This window comes from Corynebacterium aquilae DSM 44791 (assembly GCF_001941445.1).
GTDB classification, from domain to species: domain Bacteria; phylum Actinomycetota; class Actinomycetes; order Mycobacteriales; family Mycobacteriaceae; genus Corynebacterium; species Corynebacterium aquilae.
The window spans coordinates 1,934,198-1,955,378 of sequence record NZ_CP009245.1 but is presented as its reverse complement, the minus strand read 5'-3'; the positions used below and the strand labels follow the sequence as shown (position 1 = coordinate 1,955,378).

Genomic DNA, 21,181 nt, shown 5'->3' with positions numbered 1-21,181 from the left:
GAGTATATGAGTAAATCCCAACGCCCCGGCCGCCGCACCCAGGCGCGTAGTGCGCAGCGCGCGCAAGGCAGAACTACTGAGCCTCGCCAGCGCACCGCTGCCCGCAGTGGGCGCCCCACACGCCAAGGTGTGGCTCAACCATCTGCCGCGCCGAAGGACTCTGGGGTGCAGGCGGTGGCTGCTGCGCGCCCGTCGGGTACTTCTGTGGTGGGAAAGATTGGCGATCGCCTGTCGGACTTTCTATCCCGCCCCAGCGTCGACTACACCATGCTGCTCATCATCACGGGCGCATTGACTTTTATTGGCCTGATTATGGCGGCCAGCATTACCGGGCCGTCTTCGTTTTATGACGACTCCGGGCGCTATATTTCCGGCGCCAGCGTCTACGGGCAGTTCTTCCGCCAGGCCATCATGGTGACCTTGGGCTTGGTGTCTTTCTATTTCGCGTTGCGTATTCCCCCGACCACGCTGCGGCGCTTGTCGCCGTGGGTGATTGGGCTGGCCTTGTTCCTGCTGCTGTTGGTGTTCACCCCCATCGGTATTGGCGAGGCGGAAAAAGGCTCGCAGTCTTGGCTCAAGCTCGGTCCGCTGCGCTTGCAGCCCAGTGAGGTCGCAAAGCTGGCGTTGGTGATGTGGGGGGCAGATATTCTTGCCGGTATTAGCGCTACGGCTGCGCGACGCCGGAACCGGCCGCGGCGGTGGGATTCCATGGCCACCTACACCGTCATGCTGGTCCTCATTGTGGTTCTCATTCTGCTGGAAAAAGACCTCGGTATGGCGATCACGGTGTTGGTGGTCGGTGGCATCGTCGCGTTTTTGGCAGGTGTTGGTTACTCCACCATTGCCGGTGCCGGCGCTTTCGGTGGTGCCGTCGCCATCTTCTACATCCTGCGGGGCCACGGCGGCGGATCGAACTTCCGCGCTTCCCGCTTGACGACGTTCATCGACGCGTTCACCGGAAACTTCACCAACACTCAAAGCGAGGCCTTTCAGTCGTATCAGGGTTTTCTGTCCCTGGCGGAGGGCGGACTGTTTGGTGTTGGTGTGGGCCAGTCGCGCGCGAAGTGGTTTTATCTGCCGGAGGCGAAAAACGACTTCGTGTTCGCCATCGTCGGTGAGGAACTGGGAACCGTGGGCGCGATCGCGGTGCTGCTGCTGTTTGCTGGCCTGGGATTTTTTGGGATGCGGGCCGCGACTCGCAACGCTGACCCCTATCTGCGGCTCCTGGCGGGTGGTTTGACCCTGGGCATTGTGTTCCAGGCGATGTACAACATCGGCTACGTGGTGGGTCTGTTGCCGGTGACTGGTATTCAGCTGCCGCTGATTTCTGTGGGCGGTACCTCCACCATCATCACGTTGGCGTCACTTGGCTTGGTGGCTAACTGTGCCCGCCACGAACCGGAAACGGTGTCTGCCATCCAGGATCGTGGTCGTTCGAACTTTGATAAGTGGTTGTTCTTGCCGGCGCCGAAGCCTTTTGTGCCGGCTGCACCGGCAGACGATAGCCTCCAGCGTCGCCACACTGGCGTGGCCGGACGTGGACGCCGGGACGGTGCGGATGAGGATTCTCACAAGACTGCCCGCCAGCTTCCGGTGACGGCGCGGTCGAAAACAATCCGCGGCGACCGCAGCAGCAGGGCGCGCGTGTCCAGTGACGATGAGCGTCAACGCCGGTCGGGGAGAGGTGTGGCGGGAGGAAACGCGCGACGCGATACGCCGCCGGCAGGCGATAAAGGATCCGGTGCTGTCCCACCCCGGCCGCGCCCGAGCCAGTCTCGGCGCACCGGTTCTGGTCGTCCGCACACACCTGGTGGACGTACTGGGGGTTCGCCGGAGCGGCGTCGCCGCCGCAGCTAGCCGGGGGCTGTGATTTGAGGAAAACCACCACGCTGTTGGCGTGGTGGTTTTCCTTTGTCTATGCCCCGGTTGCGTGCTCTAGCTTGTCGGTGAATTGCCACGAAAGCTGTTTCGTAGCAGCAGGAGTGAGGGTTGCGCGCTTAGACTCGGAAGCACTATCTCTAGGCACTTGTTGCCGGGGTGCAAGAAAGTTTTCTGATAGTCAGAATTTTTCGCTGTCGGCAGCTGTGGTCGCTGGCCACGCACCGCACACAGACACGACGTAAAGGTGGTTGATCCCCAGGTGAATACGAAGAAGTTCCGGGTTGTCGTCGCGGGCGGTGGCACCGCTGGACACATCGAGCCTGCGTTGGCGGTCGCCGAGGCGTTGCAGCAGCATTATGGCGCCGAAGTGGTGGCGTTGGGAACCACAAAAGGTTTGGAAACTTTCCTGGTCCCGGAGCGCGGATTCGAGCTGCGGTTGATTGATCCGGTGCCGGTTCCCCGCAAACCCAGCATGGATCTGCTCAAGCTTCCCGGCCGGGTGCTCAAGGCGGTCGGCCAGGCGAAAAAGGTCCTCGCGGAGCATGAAGCGGATGCGGTGATCGGGTTTGGCGGTTATGTGTCCGCCCCGGCGTATTTGGCGGCGCGTGCGAAAAAGATTCCTTTCTTTGTGCACGAATCCAACGCCCGGGCCGGTATGGCGAACAAGCTAGGTGTTGCTTTGGGCGGTCGCGGTTTGAATGCGGTGGCTGATTCCGGTTTGCCAGGCGAGGTTGTGGGGGTGCCGATTCGTGCCGGCTTGGCCACGACTGATCCGGCGGAGCGTGCTGCGCGTGCCGCCGCGGGCTATGAGCTTTTTGGTTTGGATCCTGCGAAAAGGACGGTGTTGGTCACCGGTGGTTCCCAGGGGGCTCGCAGTATCAATACTGCGGTCGCTGGGGCGGTTGCTGAGATCACGGCCGCTGGTTTTCAGGTGTTGCACGCGGTGGGTAAGAAAAATGAGCTTCCGGCCGCCCAGCCGGGTTATGTTCCGGTGCCCTATATTTCGAATATGGATTTGGCCTTGGCGGTGGCTGACATGGTGATCTGTCGTTCCGGGGCGATGACGGTGGCTGAGACCACTGCAGCTCGGGTGCCGGCGGTGTATGTGCCGCTGCCTCACGGCAATGGGGAGCAGGCTTTGAACGCTTCCGATGTGGTGGCTGCTGGGGCGGCCCGGCTGGTGGCGGATGCGGATCTTTCCCCGGATCGGGTGGTGCGTGAGGTGCGTGAGATTCTTGGCGATGAGAATACTGCCGCCGTGATGCAGGCTGCGGCGGGTGCTAGTGGGGTGGGGGATGCTGCCCGGGTGATTGCCGAAATGGTTGCTGAGGCTGTTGGGGTGGCGCCGGCGCAGTAGTTGAGTTTTCTCACGGCCGCCGGGTGCGTTGTTTCCTGGTGTTTGGGCTGTGGTTTTGTTGTGTGCCTGTGGCACAGTTGATTGCATTCATCCCTTTTTTATTGTGAAGGACTTCCATGAGCTCCGCAGATTCTTCTTCCACCACTTCTCCTGTTGACCTGTCGCGTGTCCATCTGATTGGTATTGGTGGTGCCGGCATGTCGGGTGTTGCCCGTATTTTGTTGTCGAAGGGGGCGACTGTCACTGGTTCTGATGCGAAGGATTCGCGCGTGATTTTGGCGTTGCGGTCGATGGGGGCCCAGATCGCTATCGGTCATGATGCGGACAATTTGCGCTTGACCGGTGAGTTGCCGACGGCTGTGGTGACCAGTTTTGCGGCGATTCCGCAGGATAATCCGGAGTTGGTGGCGGCCCGGGAGAACGGTATTGCGGTGTTGCGTCGTTCTGATTTGTTGGCTGAGTTGATGAGTGAGCACACTGAGCTGTTGTTGGCTGGCACGCATGGAAAGACGTCTACGACGTCGATGACGGTGGTGGCTTTGCAGGCTGCTGGCCTGGATCCGAGTTTTGCGATTGGTGGGCAGTTGAATAAGGCTGGCACTAATGCTCACCACGGCACGGGGGATGTGTTTGTGGCGGAGGCTGATGAGTCGGATGCGTCGCTGTTGCGTTATCGGCCGAAGGTTGCGGTGGTCACGAATGTGGAGCCGGATCATTTGGATTATTTCAAGACCGCTGAGGCTTATTTTGAGGTGTTCGATCAGTTCGCTGATCGGATCACTGAGGATGGCACGTTGGTGGTGTGTTTGAATGATCCGCATGCTGCGGAGTTGGGGCAGCGGGCTGCGCAGCGGGGTATTCGGGTTGCGGGCTATGGCACGGTGCAGGCTGCCCAGCAGTGGCCTGATATTGAGTGCCGTGGGTTGATTACGTCGTCGACGGTGACTGATTTTGGCACGTCTTTTGAGTGCGAGGTGACGGCGGTTGCGGGAGGTGCGCCGCAGACTGTGACTGTGGATATGCATGTGCCGGGTGAGCACATGATGCTTAATGCTGCGGCGGCGTTGCTTGCTGGCAGCATTGTTGGTGGCGATGTGACCAAGCTGGCGGAGGGGCTGAGCGGGTTTACCGGTGTGCGTCGTCGTTTTGAGCACCGTGGCACTATTGCTGATGGTCCGTTTGCGGGGGCGCGTGTCTTTGATGATTATGCGCATCATCCCACGGAGGTGGCTGCGGTGTTGCGGGCAAGTCATTCGAAGGTGCAGGCGCAGAACACGGGTCGTGTGGTGGTGGTGTTCCAGCCTCACATGTATTCGCGCACGATGGAGTTTTCTGAGCAGTTCGCTGAGGCGTTGTCTTTGGCGGATAAGGTCGTGGTGTTGGATGTTTATGGTGCCCGTGAGCAGCCGGTTCCGGGTGTTGATGGCCGGATCATCGCGGATAAGGTCACTGCTGATGTGGTGTATGAGCCTGATTTTTCTCGGGTGGCTGAGGTGGTTGCGTCCTTGGCGCAGCCGGATGATTTGATTTTGACGATGGGTGCGGGCAGCGTGACGATGCTCGCGGATGAGATTTTGGATCGTCTGGCTACTGCGAACTAAGTGTTCGGCCGCTTTGTTTTTTGCCTTCTTTTTCTAGGACGGACTGTTTTCCTATGCGCGCGTTTTTCTCCTCTATGAGCACCGCGAAGAAGTTCGCGACCTCGGCGGTGGCTGTGGTGGTTGTGTTGGGGGTGCTGGTGGCGTGTTTGGTGAGTTTTCCGATTTTGACGGTGAAAAACATCACCGTGGAGGGCAATGAGAACACCACTTATGAGGAGGTGTTGCAGGCGAGCGGTTTGACGGAGGGCCAGAATCTGTTGACGGCGGATGTGGCGCAGGCTTCCCGCCGGGTGCATGATTTGCCGTGGATTTCGAAGGTGCGGGTGGAGCGGCAGGCTCCGTCGACGATCAACATTGAGGTGCATGAGCGCACGCCGTTGCTGTTTGCGCACCGGGCGGATGGGGATCATCTCATCGATGATCAGGGGGTGCCGTTTGTGATTGCGCCGCCGCCTGCCGGCGCGGTGGAGGTGTTGGGAACTGTCGAGGATGATCCGGAGACGCTTCAGGTGGCGGCGAAGGTGGTGCGTTCTTTAGCACCTGAGGTGCGGGCGCAGATTTCCGCGATCGATATTGCTTCCCCGGATCGGATTACCTTGTTGGCGCCTGAGGATCGCAGTGTGTATTGGGGTAGTAGTGATGAGGCGGAGGCCAAGGCGAAGGTGACGGGGACGGTGTTGACGCAGCCGGGTAAGCATTGGAATGTGTCTGACCCGTTTTTGGTGACGGTGAAGGATTAAAACGCCGCGAAGACGTTTGGCCCCACGCTTTTGTCTAGCGTGGGGCCTGTTTTTTCGGTGGTGGTGAGTGCTTGTATGTGGTGTTGGTGTTTGGTGGGTGGTTCTGATGGGAGTGGGGGTGTGGTGGCAGGGGGGTTGGTGGGGAGAAAAGTTTGGGGCAGATTGGATTAAAAGCCCTGGTCACTAACCTTAAAGTAATGGTTGAGAGTGCAACACGCGGGAAAATGTCCAGAGTTTTTCCAGCTTCGTGCTTCAAGATGTAAACCAACCAAGATCCCCCACTCGAAAAGCGAGATTTTCCCCTATGACTTCGCCAAGTATGGCTAGCCCGAATTACCTCGCCGACATCAAAGTTGTCGGTGTCGGCGGTGGCGGTTGCAACGCTGTCAACCGCATGATCGATCAGGGCCTCAAAGGTGTTGAGTTCATTGCCATCAACACCGATTCGCAGGCTTTGATGTTCTCCGATGCGGACATCAAGCTCGATATTGGACGTGAAGCGACCCGTGGCCTGGGCGCGGGCGCCGATCCTTCTGTCGGTCACACCTCTGCTGAGGATCACAAGCAGGAAATTGAGGAGTCCCTCAAGGGTGCGGACATGGTTTTCGTGACTGCCGGTGAGGGCGGTGGCACGGGTACCGGTGCTGCCCCGGTGGTGGCTGCTATCGCCAAGAAGCTGGGCGCTTTGACGGTCGGCGTGGTCACCCGCCCCTTCGGTTTCGAGGGTAAGCGTCGTACCCGCCAGGCGCAGGAGGGCATCACTGAGCTGGCGAGCGTGTGTGACACCCTGATCGTGATTCCAAACGATCGTCTGCTGGAGCTGGACGTGGACGATCTGTCCATGATGGAGGCTTTCCGCAAGGCTGATGATGTGTTGCACAACGGTGTGCAGGGCATCACCGACCTGATCACCACCCCCGGCATCATCAACGTGGACTTCGCCGATGTGCGTTCCGTGATCAAGGATGCTGGTTCCGCCCTGATGGGTATTGGTTCTGCGCGCGGTGAGGACCGTGCGACCAAGGCTGTGCACGATGCGATCAATTCGCCGCTGCTGGAGTCTTCCATGAACGGTGCTCGTGGCGTGCTGATGTCGATTGCCGGTGGCTCCGATATCGGACTGAAGGAAGTCAACGCGGCTGCTTCTGTGGTGCGTGAGCTGTGCGACGAGGACGCCAACATCATCTTCGGTTCTGTGGTGGACGACAACCTGGGCGACGAGGTGCGCATCACTGTCATCGCCGCTGGTTTCAATGAGGAGGCTAAGGCGCAAAGCCCGACGCTGGCCGCCACCACCCCGGCACAGCCGCAGCCGCAGACTCAGTCGCAGGCGCAGCAGGCTCCGGCCGCTGCGTTCCAGGCGCCCGCTGCCGATGCGAACCCGACTCCCGCCCCGAAGGCACAGCCGCAGCAGGAAGCTCCGGCTGCTGGCCTGTCTTTCAGCCAGTCGGGCGCGCACCGCGCTGAGCACTTCCAGTCCCAGCAGCAGGCCCCGGCACAGCCGGCGCAGCAGCCGGAGGAGCCGCAGCAGCCGGTGGCGGAGCCGCGTCAGGTGCCGCAGGAGCCGATTTACCGCAGCGTGCGTGAGGAGCATTCCCGTGGCGGGATGTACACCGATCGTCGTTCCGGATACAGCAGCCACCGCGGTGGCGAGGACGATCTGGAAGTTCCGGACTTCCTGCGCTAATCCGCACCTCGAGCCTCGTGGGCTGTGGTGAGGAACTTTTGTTGAGCTTTTCTTCCTCACCGCCGCCCCACACCCCCTCACTTGTGAAAGGAGCTGACGACCCCAGCATGGTTGAACAGTTTCAGCAGTCGGCAGCCGATGCGCGGCCGGTGCGTACCGTCTACACCAACCGTCATGGTGGTGTTAGCTCCGGGGCTTATGACTCTTTTAACCTCGGCGATCATGTCGGCGACGACCCGAGAAGTGTTGCCGCGAATCGGCGCCGCTTGGCCGAGATTATTGGGGTTGATGAGCAGCAGGTGATTTACATGGAGCAGCTGCACACCAACACTGTCACTGAGGTCGACGGCAGCCAGCACATCGTGCCCGCAACCGACGCCATTGTTACAACCCGCAGTGGCTTGGCTTTGGTGGTGTTGACCGCGGACTGTGTGCCGGTGCTTCTTAGCGACCCGGTGCATGGGGTGGTAGCTGCCGTGCATGCTGGGCGGATCGGTGCGCGCAACGGGATCGTGCGTCGCACCGTGGAAGCCATGCGGGATCTCGGCGCGGACCCGGCGACCACGCACGCCCTGTTGGGTGCTGCGGCCTCTGGGGCGCTCTACGAGGTGCCTGAGGCGATGGCCCGCGACGTTGAAGCCAAACTGCCGGGCAGCCGCACCACCACGGTGGCGGGCTCTACCGGATTGGATATTCGGCGGGGCGTGCTGCACCAGCTGGGGCAGTTGGGTGTCGACAATGTCACCGTCAACCCCGACTGCACCATTGCGGATGAGAATTACTTCTCTTACCGCCGCCAAGGCACCTGTGGCCGGCAGGCGTGCGTGACCTGGTTGACGGGTCAGCCACTGCAGGCCATCTAAGTGCCGGGCGTTGTTCGCGACCGGCCGGTAGGTGCCCGGCCGGTGGCGGCAAAACCACTAAAAATTTCATTGACAACTTGTCCCATTCACGCGCGTGTCACGCACACTCCACAGCGAGCTGCTGACTAGCCTTAAGCAGGAAAACGCGGTCGCTTTGAGGGCTTTTTACCGCCATTGCGCTTGAGCTTTTCAGGCCCGGTTGTTTAAAGCGCTTGCGGCGTTTGCATTGACTGGTGAAGCTTTTTCTTCTTCGTTGGCGCGCACCCCCAACCACACCCCATTAAGGAACCTCATGACCATGATGAACTCCGTCAAAGAATTCTTCGGACTCAACCCGAACGAGTACCACGACGACTACGCCGATGTTGCCCCCCGCGAGGAGCTTTCCTCCCCGCGCGACTACATTCGCCCGACCACGAACGCCATCGTGACGGTGGTTGTCAACCGCTACGAGGACGCCCCGAAGATCGGCACCCCCTTCACCGAGGGCGATGCAGTGATCTTCGACATGGCTGGAATGTCTCCGGCTGACCGCAACCGCATCTTCGACTTCGCCACCGGCCTGGCCTTCGCGCTCAGTGGCACCTTGCGGAAGGTGACCGACGGGGTGTGGGCCTTGATGGACAAGAACACCCCCTTCAGCGACCACGACCTGCAGGAAACCTTCTTCCAGCGTTAAACCCTGCGGTCGGCGGGGCGCGCCCCGCACCTTTTCCACCCCACGTGGCTGACTTTTCTTGAGGCGTCTGCGCGACTGTCGCGGTCGCGCCGGCGAGGCAGCCCACGTGGGGTTTATTCATGTCTATACCTGCCGCAAGCAATCGCTTTGTGCCCAGCTGACTTTCGGCGTGTGGCGGGTGGGGCGGGAGTTCGGGTGGGATTTTTTGTAGGGTGGTCAACTGTGACGACCGTAATTTCGATCCTTATCATCGCGCTGCAGCTGTTTAGCTACATCCTGCTCGGGCGCATCATCGTGGAGATGATCGCGTCCTTTTCGCGCGATTTCCGCCCGCCCCGCTGGTTTGCGCTCATCAGCGAACCGCTATTCATCATTACTGATCCGCCGGTGCGTGCCCTGCGTCGCCTGATTCCCCCGGTGCGGATGGGCAATGTGGGCCTGGACCTATCGGTCATGGTGCTGTTCCTCGCCATCATGCTGGCCCAAATCCTGCTGCGAACCATGCTGTAGTAAGCATGTTAAAGGGGGTGGGGGTGCAGCTTCTTGACTGGAAAAGGGCTGTGTTGTGAATTTTTTCCAGGAGAAAAATATTCACCAACAACCCACCCATTTACACTGTTCGGGTGAGGGGGCTTCGGGGTATAAGGCGCAAGGCTTAAAGGCTCAAAGTGCCCCAGAAATAGCTGGCCACTGTTGTTAAAGCCACACATGGGTGTAACATTTGTGGCGACTTCCAGGCGACCGGAGACTTCCGCGCGACACTAACCCCGATACGGGGGAGAAAAGCGTAGAAAAAGTTGAGGTTTTTGTCGACACGCCACACAATTGGCATAGGTTTACACACGTCGACGGGTGCGCCTGGGTACACTTGTCGGGTAACACCTTCAAAGAAGCTTTTAGAATAGGTTCGGCAGCGGAAAAATTTTCCGCCGTCATACCGTGTAGGAAAGGTACCGTTCATGCCGCTGACTCCAGCCGACGTGCACAATGTCGCATTTAGCAAGCCGCCGATCGGAAAGCGTGGCTACAACGAGGATGAGGTCGACCAGTTCCTCGATCTGGTTGAAGACACTCTGGAACAGCTGCAGGAAGAAAACGCCGATCTTCGCCAGCACGTCGAAGAGCTCGAAGCTGAGCTGAAGAGCAAGGGTGGCGCCCCCGCAGCAGCCGCAGTCAAGACCGACGCCAAGGCCGACTCCAAGGTTGACGCAGCCGCCCTCCGCAAGGAGATCGAAGCTGAACTGCGTGCCGACTACGACAAGAAGCTCGCTGAAGCCACCAAGGCCACCGAAAAGGCTCAGGCCGAGGCCAAGGCTGCGCGCGAAGAAGCCGCCGCAGCCAAGAAGGATGCCGGCAAGGCAGCCGCCACCCAGCCGGCCGCCGCAGCAGCCGTCGCCGACCCGGCAGCCGGGGAGATGGCCACCGCCGAAACCCACATGCAGGCCGCCCGCGTCCTGGGCCTGGCTCAGGAAATGGCCGACCGCCTCACCAACGACGCTCGCTCCGAGTCCAAGTCCATGCTGGACGAGGCTCGCGCCGCCGCGGAGAAGACCCTGTCCGAGGCCAACGCCTCCTCCAAGGCCACCGTCGACAAGGCCAACGCAGAAGCCAGCTCCACCCTGGCTGACGCCAAGGCACGCGCCGACAAGGCGATTGCCGAGGCCACCGAGAAGTCCGAGACCATGGTTGCTCAGGCTAAGGAAAAGTCCGAAACCATGATCGCCGAGGCCAACGCCCAGTCCGAGGCCCAGATCAAGCAGGCCACCGACAAGGCCAACGCGCTGCAGGAAGACGCCGAGCGCAAGCACACCGAAATCATGGCGACCGTCAAGAAGCAGCAGACCGCACTCGAAGCCCGCATCGCCGAGCTGCGCACCTTCGAGCGCGAGTACCGCACCCGCCTCAAGACCTACCTGGAGAGCCAGCTCGAAGAGCTCGCAACCCGTGGCACCGCCGCACCCGCCGGCAACCCGGAAAACTCCTAACCCCCATGCTGTACAACCCCCGACGCTTTGGCGGTCGGGGGTTTAGCATTGCGCATCCCACCCTTTTCTCACCCCGCCCACACCGGTGTAGGCGGCAGATGCGCCCCACCGATCACCTTTTTCAACTCGCGCTAGGGGAGTAAACCACCGTCATGCTCGTGGCAGCAATCGCTTGTGCCATCATCGGTTTCGTACTGCTGGTGTTCGCCGTCCAATCCACCTCGGATGTGTGGCTGTACCTCCTCATCATCGATGTGCTCATCGGACTAGTGCTTTTCGCACTTGACCACTTCGCCAAGCGCAGGTAGTTTTTAGGCAAACGTGCGCTTTGATCCAGCCATCACTGGGGAGCGCCCCGGAAGAACCCCACCAGCTGGGAAGTAGAACCGGGCGGCTATGGATCCGATATTCCTCGAAGGCACGACCACGCGCCTTAATGCCCACAAAGCAAACAAACGAAGTGGGATTGCCACCAAAGAATCCCTTTGACGGCAATCCAAGCAGGGTGGTACCGCGATTCGCACGCGTCCCTGTTCAGTGCGCATAACCCACACCGTCTCACAGCTGTGGCCAGACCCATCATCCGATGAGCCCGGCACTGTGTTGCGAGGTTATGCGCGTTTTTGCATCTTGTGGCAACAAACGCGCAGTGGTGGGGGACTTGCCGACAAAAAGCGCCCGGCGGGCAGAAAACACAACCACCCACCCCGTGGGAGGACCGTGTGGATCGTTTCCCGCCGCGCCAACGAGGAATGAAGGACAACCTTTAGCGATGGCCGAAAATACCGGTTCTGTCTACCCCAAAGTCGATCTGACGGGTGGCTCCACCCGCTTTCCCGACATGGAAGCCCACGTGCTCGAGTTCTGGAACTCGGACAACACCTTCCAGGCTTCCATTGACCAGCGCGACGGCTGCGAAGAATACACCTTCTTCGACGGCCCGCCCTTCGCCAACGGCTTGCCCCACTACGGTCACCTCCTGACCGGCTACGTCAAAGACATCATCCCGCGCTACCAGACCATGCGTGGCAAAAAAGTCGGCCGTGTTTTCGGCTGGGACTGCCACGGCCTGCCCGCAGAACTTGAAGCCGAAAAGCAACTCGGCATCAAAGACAAAGGCGAAATCGAGTCCATGGGCTTGGAAAAGTTCAACGACTACTGTGCCACCTCCGTGCTTCGCTACACCGAAGAATGGAAAGAATACGTCACCCGCCAGGCCCGCTGGGTCGACTTTGACAACGGCTACAAAACCATGGACATGGACTTCATGGAATCGGTCATGTGGGCCTTTAAAACCCTTTACGACAAGGGCCTGATCTACCAGGGCTTCCGCGTCCTGCCCTACTCCTGGGCGGAGCACACCCCGCTGTCCAACCAGGAAACCCGCATGGACGACTCCTACCGCATGCGCCAGGACCCGACACTGACGGTCACCCTGCCGATCACCGGCGCCGTCGACGGCTCCGCCGCCGTCGACACGCTGGCCGCCCACCCCGAGCTGGCCGACGCCGCCGCCCTGGCCTGGACCACCACCCCCTGGACCCTGCCGTCCAACCTCGCCCTGGCCGTCAACCCCGAGGTCGACTACGCCCTGGTGAAAGTAGGGGAGAAAGGCCTGGCAGAATTCGTCGGCCGCACCTTCCTCATCGCCGCCCCGCTTCTTGGCGGATACGCCAAGGAATTCGGCAAGGACCACGAGGTGCTCGCCACCTTCACCGGCGCCCAGCTGGTCGGCCTGACCTACACCCCGGTGTTCGACTACTTCGCCGACCACCCCAAGGCCTTCCAGATCCTGTCCGCCGACTACGTCACCGTCGAAGACGGCACCGGTATCGTCCACCAGGCCCCCGCCTTCGGTGAAGACGATATGAACACCTGCGCCGCCTACGGCATCGAGCTGGTCATCCCCGTCGACATGGACGGCAAATTCACCAACCTGGTGCCCGACTACGAAGGCCAGCTGGTCTTCGACGCCAACAAGGACATCATCAAGGACCTCAAGTCCGCCGGCCGCGTCCTGCGCCACCAGACCATCGAGCACTCCTACCCGCACTCCTGGCGCTCCGGGGAGCCCCTGATCTACATGGCGCTGCCCTCCTGGTTCGTCGCCGTCACCAAGTTCCGCGACCGCATGGTCGAACTCAACCGCGAACAGATCGAATGGATGCCCGCCCACATCCGCGACGGCCAGTTCGGCAAGTGGCTGGAAGGCGCGCGCGACTGGAACATCTCCCGCAACCGCTACTGGGGCTCGCCCATCCCGGTGTGGGTCTCCGACGACGACAACTACCCCCGCGTCGACGTCTACGGCTCCTTGGACGAACTGGAGCGCGACTTCGGGGTTCGCCCCACCTCCCTGCACCGCCCCTACATCGACGAGCTGACCCGCCCCAACCCCGACGACCCGACCGGCAAGTCCACCATGCGTCGCGTCCCGGAGGTGCTGGACTGCTGGTTCGAGTCCGGCTCGATGTTCTTCGCCCAGAAGCACTACCCCTTCGAAAACAAGCAGTGGTGCGAGGAGCACTTCCCGGCGGACTTCATCGTGGAATACTCCGGCCAGACCCGCGGCTGGTTCTACACCATGCACGTGCTGGCCACCGCCCTGTTCGACAAGGCCGCCTACTCCAAGGTCGTCGCACACGGCATCGTGCTCGGCGACGACGGACTGAAGATGAGTAAGTCCAAGGGCAACTACCCCAACGTCAACGAGGTCTTCGACCGCGACGGCTCCGATGCGATGCGGTGGTTCTTGATGTCCTCGCCGATCCTGCGCGGCGGCAACCTCATCGTCACCGAGCAAGGCATCCGTGAGGGCGTGCGCCAAGCACTGCTGCCGATGTGGAACGCCTACTCCTTCCTGACGCTGTACTCCACCAAGGCAGCCACCTTCGATACCTCCTCCACCAACGTCCTCGACCGCTACATCCTGGCTAAGACCCACAACCTGGTGGCCAGCGTGCAGGAGGCCTTGGACGACACCAACATCGCCCGCGCCTGCGACGAGGTGCGCTGGTTCTGTGACGCGCTGACCAACTGGTACGTGCGCCGCTCCCGCGAGCGTTTCTGGGCCGGCGATGAGGCACACCCGGAGGCCTTCAACACCCTCTACACCGTGCTGGAAACCCTCACCCGCGTGGCTGCACCGCTGCTGCCCTACGCCACCGAGGTGATGTACAAGGGCCTGACCGGCGAGCGCTCCGTGCACCTGACCGACTACCCCAACCCGGCCGACTACCCGGCCGACGATGCGTTGGTGAGCGCCATGGACGAAACCCGCGCCGTGTGTTCTGCCGCTTCCAGCGTGCGCAAGTCCCACAAGCTGCGTAACCGCCTGCCGTTGCCGAAGCTGACCGTGGCGCTGCCGAACTCTGCCGCCCTGGACCCCTTCAAGGACATCATCCGCGACGAAGTCAACGTCAAGGAAGTATCCCTGACTGACGATGTGGATTCCGTCGGCCGCTTTGACGTGGTCGTCAACGCCCGGGTGGCAGGCCCGCGCCTCGGCGGCGACGTGCAGCGCGCCATCAAGGCCGTCAAGGCCGGCAACTACACCCGCGAGGGCGACACCGTCGTCGCTGATGGGCTGATCCTGAATCCCGGCGAGTTCACCGAGAAACTCGTTGCCGAAGACCCCGACTCCACCGCCCAAATCGAAGGCGTCGGTGGCCTGGTGGTGCTCGACATGACGGTGACCGAACAACTCGAGGCCGAGGGCTGGGCAGCCGATGTGATCCGCGGACTGCAAGACGCCCGCAAGGCCAACGCCTTCGAGGTCTCCGACCGGATTTCTGTGACCCTGTCGGTGCCGGAAGAACGCCTCGAGTGGGCTAACCGCCACAAGGACCTTATCGCCGGTGAGGTGCTGGCCACCGAATTCGAGATCGTCACCGACGCGCTCGCCGACGGCGCCCACGACATCGTCCCCGGGGTGACCGCAGTGTGCTCCACTGTGGCCTAAGCACAGCCAGCGAGTAGCTCGCCAGCTTTACTAGCCCCACCCGTATCCCCGCGCCAGCCGCGGGGATACGGGTGGGGTTTGGCATATCTCGGGGCAAAGGGGCGGATGAACCCACCAGACACCCTCGGTTGCCCAGGAAACCCCCAAAGCTGCAACAACAACCCCAAAAGCGATCTGTTCGCGCTGGGTGCGGGGATGCGGATCATGCCGTCGGCACCCAGGCCCCCAGGCACACAGGCATCCAGGCACACAGGGGCACACAGGTGGTGGTTGAACCGGCAACTTGGCGCGCTCGCGCGGCGAGGCAGTCACACTACGCGGGTCTTTTTGTGTGTGCTCACACGTGTCTATGAAAAATATCCCCGCCTCGGTATGCTGCGATAGTTTGCGTCTGATTCAACGCGCTTCAGCATCATAAAAGTGGTGGCGCTCAACCGCCATGAGAAGGGTTCTAGGGGTAGTTTTATGGTCCGCTCACGCCTGGCAGCACCGGCGCTGATGGTGGCGTCGGCCACCTCGCTGTATAGCGGTGCGGCCGTGGCCATTGGTTTGTTTGCCTCCCTGAGCCCCCTGGTGGTGGCGTGGCTGCGAATTTTTGTCGCCGGCGTAATCCTGCTGATTGTCTTTCGCCCCAAAAAAGAAAACTTCACGGGGCGCGCCGGCCGAATTGCGGTGGTGTTCGGGCTGGCCATGGTGACGATGAACATGACTTTTTATGAGGCCATCGATCGCATCCCCATGGGTACTGCGGTGGCGATCGAGTTTCTGGGACCTGCGGTGGTGGCGGCTTTGGGTAGCCGTACGGTGCGGGACTGGATGATCCTGGTCGCCACGGTGACGGGCGTGGTGATCGTCTCAGGCGCCCAGTGGGCTGGCAGCCCCATTGGGGTGCTGTTTGCCTTAGGTTCGGCCGCCGGCTGGGCGCTCTACATCATCGCGGGGGTCAAGATTGCGGGCGCGGGGCTGTCCCAGCAAAGCCTCGGCATTGCCTTTGTGTACGCGGCGCTGATCACCAGCCCGATCATGATCTACTACTGGCCCGGCTGGACGGTGTCACCCGGAAAGCTTGGTGGCTTGATTGTGGCTTTGGCTTTCTTGTCGACCGTGGTGCCCACCTTGTGCGATCAGTACGCCATGCGCTTGGCGGGGCGTGATGTGTTTTCGGTGTTGTCGGCTCTTTACCCGGTGACTGCTGCGGTGTTGGGGGTGGTGGTGTTGGGCCAAAGCCTGTCGCTGTGGGAGATGTTCGGAATCGCGTTGGTGGTGATCGCGGTAGCCAGCCGCCGCAGCTCTAGCCCGGCGGAGATTTCCACCAAGCCTCAGCTGGCGCCCCAGGCGGATCCTGCCGATTGGGATGCAGCCGAGGCTATTGCTGACGTGCAGCAGCCGCAGGCGACCATCGCGATGGCGGCCACCGCGATGGGAACAGTCACCGCCACCGATGTGCCGGAGTTGTTCGATGGAGACGACTCCCCGCACCCGCAGCCCTAAAGCTTCAACGATAGACTGGGGCGCATAGTGTCCCGTCCAGATTTTTCGTCTTCGATGTCTTCGACCGGCAGTGACCACAGGCCGCGCCGGTGGGTTTTGCATATCGACATGGATGCGTTTTTCGCCTCGGTGGAGCAACTAACCCGCCCGACGTTGCGGGGCCGACCGGTCTTGGTGGGCGGGGTGTCCGGCAGGGGAGTGGTGGCCGGTGCGTCCTATGAAGCGCGACGCTTCGGGGTGCACTCGGCGATGCCGATGTGGCAAGCAAAAAAGCGGGCGGGTTTTTCTGCGGTGATTGTGCGCCCCCGGCGCAGCGTGTACGTGGCGGCCTCGCGGAAGGTGTTTGACATTGTGGCCCGTCATGCCGGGGTGATGGAGCAGCTGTCTATCGACGAGGCTTTTTTGGAGCCCGCCCACCTACAGGGGGCGACAGCCTCCCAGGTAGAAGCCTGGGCACAAGACCTGCGGGCTGCGATCAAGGAAGCTACCGGCCTGCCGTCCTCGGTGGGGGCTGGCTCAGGAAAGCAATACGCCAAGATCGCCTCTGGTTTGGCAAAACCTGATGGGGTGCGGGTGATCACCCATGAGCAGCAGGCGCAGGTGCTTAATCCGCTGCCGGTGCGCAAGCTGTGGGGCATAGGCCCGGTGGCTGAAAGCAAACTTCATCAGGTGGGCATTCGCACGATTGGGGAATTTGCCGCCATGGATGCCGATACCGCGCGGGCAGTGTTGGGCAAGACGGTGGGGGGTAGTTTGCACGCGCTGGCACGCGGCGTGGATGAGCGCCCCACCGCCCCGCGGGCGGAGTCGAAGTCCATTGGCGCTGAGCACACCTATGCGCAGGATTTGCTCACCGTCGCCGAGGTCGATGTGGCGTTGCGCCGCGCGTTTGAGCAGGCGTTTGTGCGTTTCGCTAAGGATCGCCGGGGCGCGAAAACGGTGACGGTGAAGATGAAGCTGGCGGATTTTAGCCAGCACACCCGCTCGGCGACGCTGCCGCACCCCACCGATGATCGCGAGCTGCTGTGGATGCAGGCACAAAACCTCATCCGCTACCCCAAAGACACCGGACCGATCCGACTGGTGGGGGTGAGTTTTTCTGGGCTGGAGGACATGAACCAGCAGGTGATGTTCCCGGAGCTGGATCGGCTTTTGGTGACAACCCGTCAGGAGACAGAAAGCCTCAGCGAGGAAGATATGGAAGCTTCCATGACTTTGGCTGGGGGTAGTGATGCTCTGCAGTCGGTGCAAGGGCAGGATTCCTCGCATCAATGGTGGCCGACGCGGGATGTGTACCACCCAGATTTTGGGCATGGGTGGGTGCAGGGCAGTGGGCTGGGGGTGGTCAGTGTGCGTTTCGAAACCCGCACCACCACCCGCGGAGTAACCCGGTCGTTTAGGGTAGATGACCCGCTGCTTGAGCCCGCGGATCCCCTCGACAGCCTGGAGTGGGGACTGGGGCCGCGCGAAAAGCAACGCGCCCAAGCGTTGGATGTAGGCGAGCAGCCCCCTGCTGCCAAATGACAACAACACCGCCCACCGCGAATAAAGCTCGCGATGGGCGGTGGGAAGAAGAGCGGGGGTTTGGTGTTGACCGATATCAGCCTAGAACAGGGTGGCCGGGTGGTGGCCGGTGGCAATCGCAATGGCCAGTAGCACGCGGGCCTGCGGGGAGCGCATATACGTCGACCCCGTCGCCCCCTTGGCTTTTAAGGTGGCCCCGCCGCCGGCGCCGCCATAAGCACCATAAACCTCACCGCGGGGAACGCGGGTGGAAATCACCACGGGGATGTCTTTATCCATGGCGCGGGCAAGGGCCGCCCCCATTGCGGATCCGACGTTGCCGGAGCCCATGGCCTCAACCACCAGCCCTTGAGAACCCGCCTCAACGAGGGCGTCGACCACGTCACCAGACGCGCCGGCGTAGGCGTGAACAATGTCGACGCGAACATCCGCCAGCTTGTGCGGGGCGATCGGATCGGGGCGGGTCGGCTCCTCCGGGCCATTGGTGGCAAAGGCCAACTCATCGGAGGTGTGCCACTTTGTCGCGCCGCGCGCCGGGATGACGGCGTGTCCGAAGACGATCAGCGCACCAATATCGCGGGCGCTGGAGTCGCCGGCGATGACGATGGCTTCAAACAGGTTGCCGGGCCCGTCTGCTTGGGGGTGGTCGAAGGAGTGCTGGGCGCCGGTGAAAATGACCGGGCGAGGGTCGTTGTGGAAGGTATCGACGGCCACGGCGGTTTCCTCCATGGAGTCCGTTCCGTGGGTGACGACCACGCCGGTGACATCTTCGTCGTCGAGGGCGTCGTGGACGGCCTCGACGATTTCGTCGATGTCGGCGAAGGTCATGGAGGAGGAATCCATCCGGTTGAGTTCGCGGACGACGATGTCGACGCCGGTTGATTCGAAACGGGCGCGCACGGGTGCGACAAGTTCTTCCCCGGAGACCGTGGGAAGCAGCTCACCACCCGGGGCGTGGGTGCATGCGATGGTGCCGCCGGTGGTTAATACGACGATTTTTTTCGGCACGGCCTCGGTGGTGGTGTCTTGGGGGTTGTCCGATGCGTTGGATGCGGCTGAAGTCATGGGTTCATCGTGCCACAGTTTCTGTGCTTCGGGGCAGTGGTTTATTACCCCTGCGGGAGCTTAGCCCCCGCTGTTTTTCGTGTGTACTATCCCACACTCCCCACGAAAAACCCACGAGTTTATTAGTTTCACACCAGTCACAGGTGTAACATGGCATCGTTATGTGTGGCTGTCTAACGCCACCATCAAAGCAATCTGAGGTTTGTTCGTCTCGGCCAGCTCAGCTGCCTAAGGGGCAGGAGATCCAGCGATCTCGCAGGCTGCGCCAGCTACAACGACAATCCGCGCGAACATCGAACAACGCCGTTGCTTAGTTTCCCGCCACCCGGTTTGGGGGTGGGGAATGGGTAAGGCTCAATGGAGAGATATGAAGATCACCCCTGCTGCTGCATGTGCTGCCGTGATGGCGTGCGCACTGACCCTTGGCGCTTGCTCCAACGACGCTGACGAGGCCGCCAAAACCACCGCGGCCGCCACCAGCGCCGCCGAGGCCGCCCCGGCCACCGCCGCGGAAGTCGCTCCGATGCCGACCGCGGAAGAACTCAACGAGGTTCTGGCGCGCGCCACCGACCCCAACCTGCCGGTCGAAGAAAAGGTCTCCACCGTGCAGGACGGCGACAGCGCCCCCGAACTGTTTGAGACCATGACCCGTTCCAAGGAAGAATCCGGCGCGGACTTCCAGGTCGTCAACCCGGTGCTGCCGGGCTACGCCCCCAACAGTGTCTTGGCTAGCGTCTCCTACACCCTCCCGGAGCGCCCCGCCGAGATCGCCAAAAACGTGGAGTTCGTCTACGAAGATGGACAGTGGAAGCTGTCTCGCTCCTGGGCGTGCACCCTGATCACCAACACCGTTTCCCCGGATCAGGTCCCGGCGATGTGCCAGTCTGAGGTCGCCCCGATGCCTGCACCCGCCGCCGACGCGCCGGCCGAAGGTGAGCAGCCCGCGCCGGCCGAAGGTGAGCAGCCGGCACCGGCCGAGGGCGAGCAGCCCGCACCGGCCGAAGCACCCGCCAACTAACACCCAAGCCCGCCGCATCGCAGCCCGGGCTAAGCAACGACGCCACCGCGCCGCCGAATCAGTTTCGAGGCGCGGTGGCGTCTTTTTACGCGCACCCCCCACGTCGCAGCAAGGCACCATCGCCGGTGCCATGCCGTCCCGCGCTAGCTGCGTGTTACCGCCAAGAAACAGCGGTGGGGGAGACAGGTTTTTAAGAGTATTCCACCTGGGTAGACATGTCCTGGACCACGCGAGTCGAATCGGCCCCCTCATCGCCGGCACGGCCATAGACGATACGAGTGATCGACTCCACCTTGCCGGAAGTCGGCACCGGCTTGGTGAAATCAACATGCAGCTTTCCGCGCGACAACGTCTGGCTGGACTGCACCTTCAACTCACCGGTCAAACCAACATCACCCAAATCCAGCGCCCCCTGCGTGGGGCGCTGCTGGATACTGACCTCCAGATCCACACCACTATCGCTGATCTTCGTGGCAGTCAGCGTCGTCTTCTGCAACAAAGCATTGCTACCCGGAACCCGCGAATCCAACTCCCACACGGCACCCTCACCGACCGGATCGGTCGGAAACTGTACCGGGGTAGCCAGCAACGCCATCACCAAGGACTCCACCGCGGCACGCCCCTCATCCGCACTGTCTTGCGGTGCCGTCAAAGACACCGTGCGGATCTGACCTGTCGGCAACGTCGACAGCTTCACATCGAAACCATCGGCCGCGCTTTGCACCTGCTCCGCCCGCGACAAATCATCAAAACGACTCGATGCCAGCACAATATCCACCATGGACGCATCAGGCGAAGACACCGAAGTCGCCTCATAATCGGCGTTGAGCCCGATCACATCGGACTGCTCCGGGGGAAGCGGATTCAGCCCCTCTGCAGGAAGCATCTGCTGGCTAAAGCCCTGCGCCACATATAGGTGGCCGGAATCCACCACATCTTTCTTGCCCGTCAGGTCGTATTCCAACACCCGCTTTTCACCGGTGCCCTCATCGACCAGAGTCAGCTTCGGCGCATCAACGTTGAGCGCACCCGCATCCTCAGTCGCCGTCGCCGCCGCCTGAGTCGACTCCTCGGTAGCGCTACCACACGCCCCAACCCCAAAAGCCAGGGCGCACACGGTAACAGCGCTGAAAGTGGACAAGGCAAAATTCCGCGACATAACCATAAGCCCCAACATACATGGCAGCCCCACGAGCGACGGGGAAATCACCCCCAACCCGCCAGCCCACCAGAAGCACCCACCCGAGCACCAGCCCACCCAAAGACACGCAGTGGTGGCCGAAAGGTGAAGCAACGTCAACGATGTGAAAAGATGGCGGGGTGCCCCAA

General features: G+C 61.6%; 16 protein-coding genes. 14 read left to right on the top strand and 2 right to left on the bottom strand.

Going from position 1 to position 21,181, the window contains the following annotated elements; all coding sequences use genetic code 11:
* The first annotated feature begins 6 nt into the window (after positions 1-6).
* The 13 genes from CAQU_RS08230 (at position 7) to CAQU_RS08175 (ending at position 17,769) form a co-directional block, all read left to right on the top strand.
* Complete coding sequence (locus tag CAQU_RS08230; RefSeq protein ID WP_084562938.1) at positions 7-1,857, top strand: FtsW/RodA/SpoVE family cell cycle protein; 1,851 nt, start codon at positions 7-9, stop codon at positions 1,855-1,857.
* Positions 1,858-2,140: 283 nt separating this feature from the next.
* The gene (murG, locus tag CAQU_RS08225; protein ID WP_075726814.1) at positions 2,141-3,238 is read left to right on the top strand and encodes an undecaprenyldiphospho-muramoylpentapeptide beta-N-acetylglucosaminyltransferase; all 1,098 of its coding nucleotides are present in this window, start codon (positions 2,141-2,143) and stop codon (positions 3,236-3,238) included.
* A gap of 116 nt (positions 3,239-3,354) precedes the next feature.
* Positions 3,355-4,839 carry a UDP-N-acetylmuramate--L-alanine ligase gene (murC, locus tag CAQU_RS08220; protein WP_075726812.1) on the top strand — a complete coding sequence of 495 codons (1,485 nt, stop codon included), beginning with the start codon at positions 3,355-3,357 and terminating at the stop codon, positions 4,837-4,839.
* Between the two features lie 53 nt (positions 4,840-4,892).
* Positions 4,893-5,579, top strand: coding sequence for a cell division protein FtsQ/DivIB (locus CAQU_RS08215; protein ID WP_075726810.1), 687 nt, complete (start codon positions 4,893-4,895; stop codon positions 5,577-5,579).
* 319 nt (positions 5,580-5,898) lie between these two features.
* Positions 5,899-7,266, top strand: a complete 1,368-nt coding sequence (gene ftsZ, locus CAQU_RS08210) for a cell division protein FtsZ (protein WP_425429707.1) — start codon at positions 5,899-5,901, stop codon at positions 7,264-7,266.
* 107 nt (positions 7,267-7,373) lie between these two features.
* Positions 7,374-8,129, top strand: coding sequence for a peptidoglycan editing factor PgeF (pgeF, locus tag CAQU_RS08205; protein ID WP_075726806.1), 756 nt, complete (start codon positions 7,374-7,376; stop codon positions 8,127-8,129).
* Positions 8,130-8,421: 292 nt separating this feature from the next.
* Positions 8,422-8,808 carry a cell division protein SepF gene (locus CAQU_RS08200; protein ID WP_075726804.1) on the top strand — a complete coding sequence of 129 codons (387 nt, stop codon included), beginning with the start codon at positions 8,422-8,424 and terminating at the stop codon, positions 8,806-8,808.
* 222 nt (positions 8,809-9,030) lie between these two features.
* Positions 9,031-9,318 carry a YggT family protein gene (locus tag CAQU_RS08195; RefSeq protein ID WP_075726802.1) on the top strand — a complete coding sequence of 96 codons (288 nt, stop codon included), beginning with the start codon at positions 9,031-9,033 and terminating at the stop codon, positions 9,316-9,318.
* Positions 9,319-9,767: 449 nt separating this feature from the next.
* On the top strand, positions 9,768-10,793 hold the full coding sequence (locus tag CAQU_RS08190; RefSeq protein WP_075726800.1) for a DivIVA domain-containing protein: 1,026 nt from the start codon (positions 9,768-9,770) through the stop codon (positions 10,791-10,793).
* Positions 10,794-10,951: 158 nt separating this feature from the next.
* On the top strand, positions 10,952-11,101 hold the full coding sequence (locus tag CAQU_RS12835; RefSeq protein WP_169836005.1) for a hypothetical protein: 150 nt from the start codon (positions 10,952-10,954) through the stop codon (positions 11,099-11,101).
* Between the two features lie 464 nt (positions 11,102-11,565).
* Positions 11,566-14,754, top strand: a complete 3,189-nt coding sequence (gene ileS / locus CAQU_RS08185) for an isoleucine--tRNA ligase (RefSeq protein WP_075726798.1) — start codon at positions 11,566-11,568, stop codon at positions 14,752-14,754.
* 465 nt (positions 14,755-15,219) lie between these two features.
* Complete coding sequence (locus CAQU_RS08180; protein WP_075726796.1) at positions 15,220-16,245, top strand: EamA family transporter; 1,026 nt, start codon at positions 15,220-15,222, stop codon at positions 16,243-16,245.
* A 54-nt stretch (positions 16,246-16,299) separates the two neighbouring features.
* Positions 16,300-17,769 (top strand): DNA polymerase IV, encoded by a 1,470-nt coding sequence (locus CAQU_RS08175; RefSeq protein ID WP_075726794.1) that lies wholly within the window; start codon positions 16,300-16,302, stop codon positions 17,767-17,769.
* Between the two features lie 81 nt (positions 17,770-17,850).
* Here CAQU_RS08175 and CAQU_RS08170 read toward each other — a convergent pair whose 3' ends face one another.
* Entirely contained in the window at positions 17,851-18,834 is a 984-nt protein-coding gene (locus tag CAQU_RS08170; RefSeq protein WP_075726792.1) for an asparaginase, read from the bottom strand.
* A 367-nt stretch (positions 18,835-19,201) separates the two neighbouring features.
* On the opposite strand from CAQU_RS08170, the gene CAQU_RS08165 reads away from it, so the two are divergent.
* On the top strand, positions 19,202-19,852 hold the full coding sequence (locus CAQU_RS08165) for a WKL family lipoprotein (protein WP_075726790.1): 651 nt from the start codon (positions 19,202-19,204) through the stop codon (positions 19,850-19,852).
* Positions 19,853-20,042: 190 nt separating this feature from the next.
* Here CAQU_RS08165 and CAQU_RS08160 read toward each other — a convergent pair whose 3' ends face one another.
* Positions 20,043-20,993: a hypothetical protein gene (locus CAQU_RS08160; RefSeq protein ID WP_157108952.1), complete on the bottom strand. Its 951-nt coding sequence runs from the start codon at positions 20,991-20,993 to the stop codon at positions 20,043-20,045.
* Between the last annotated feature and the right edge of the window lie 188 nt (positions 20,994-21,181).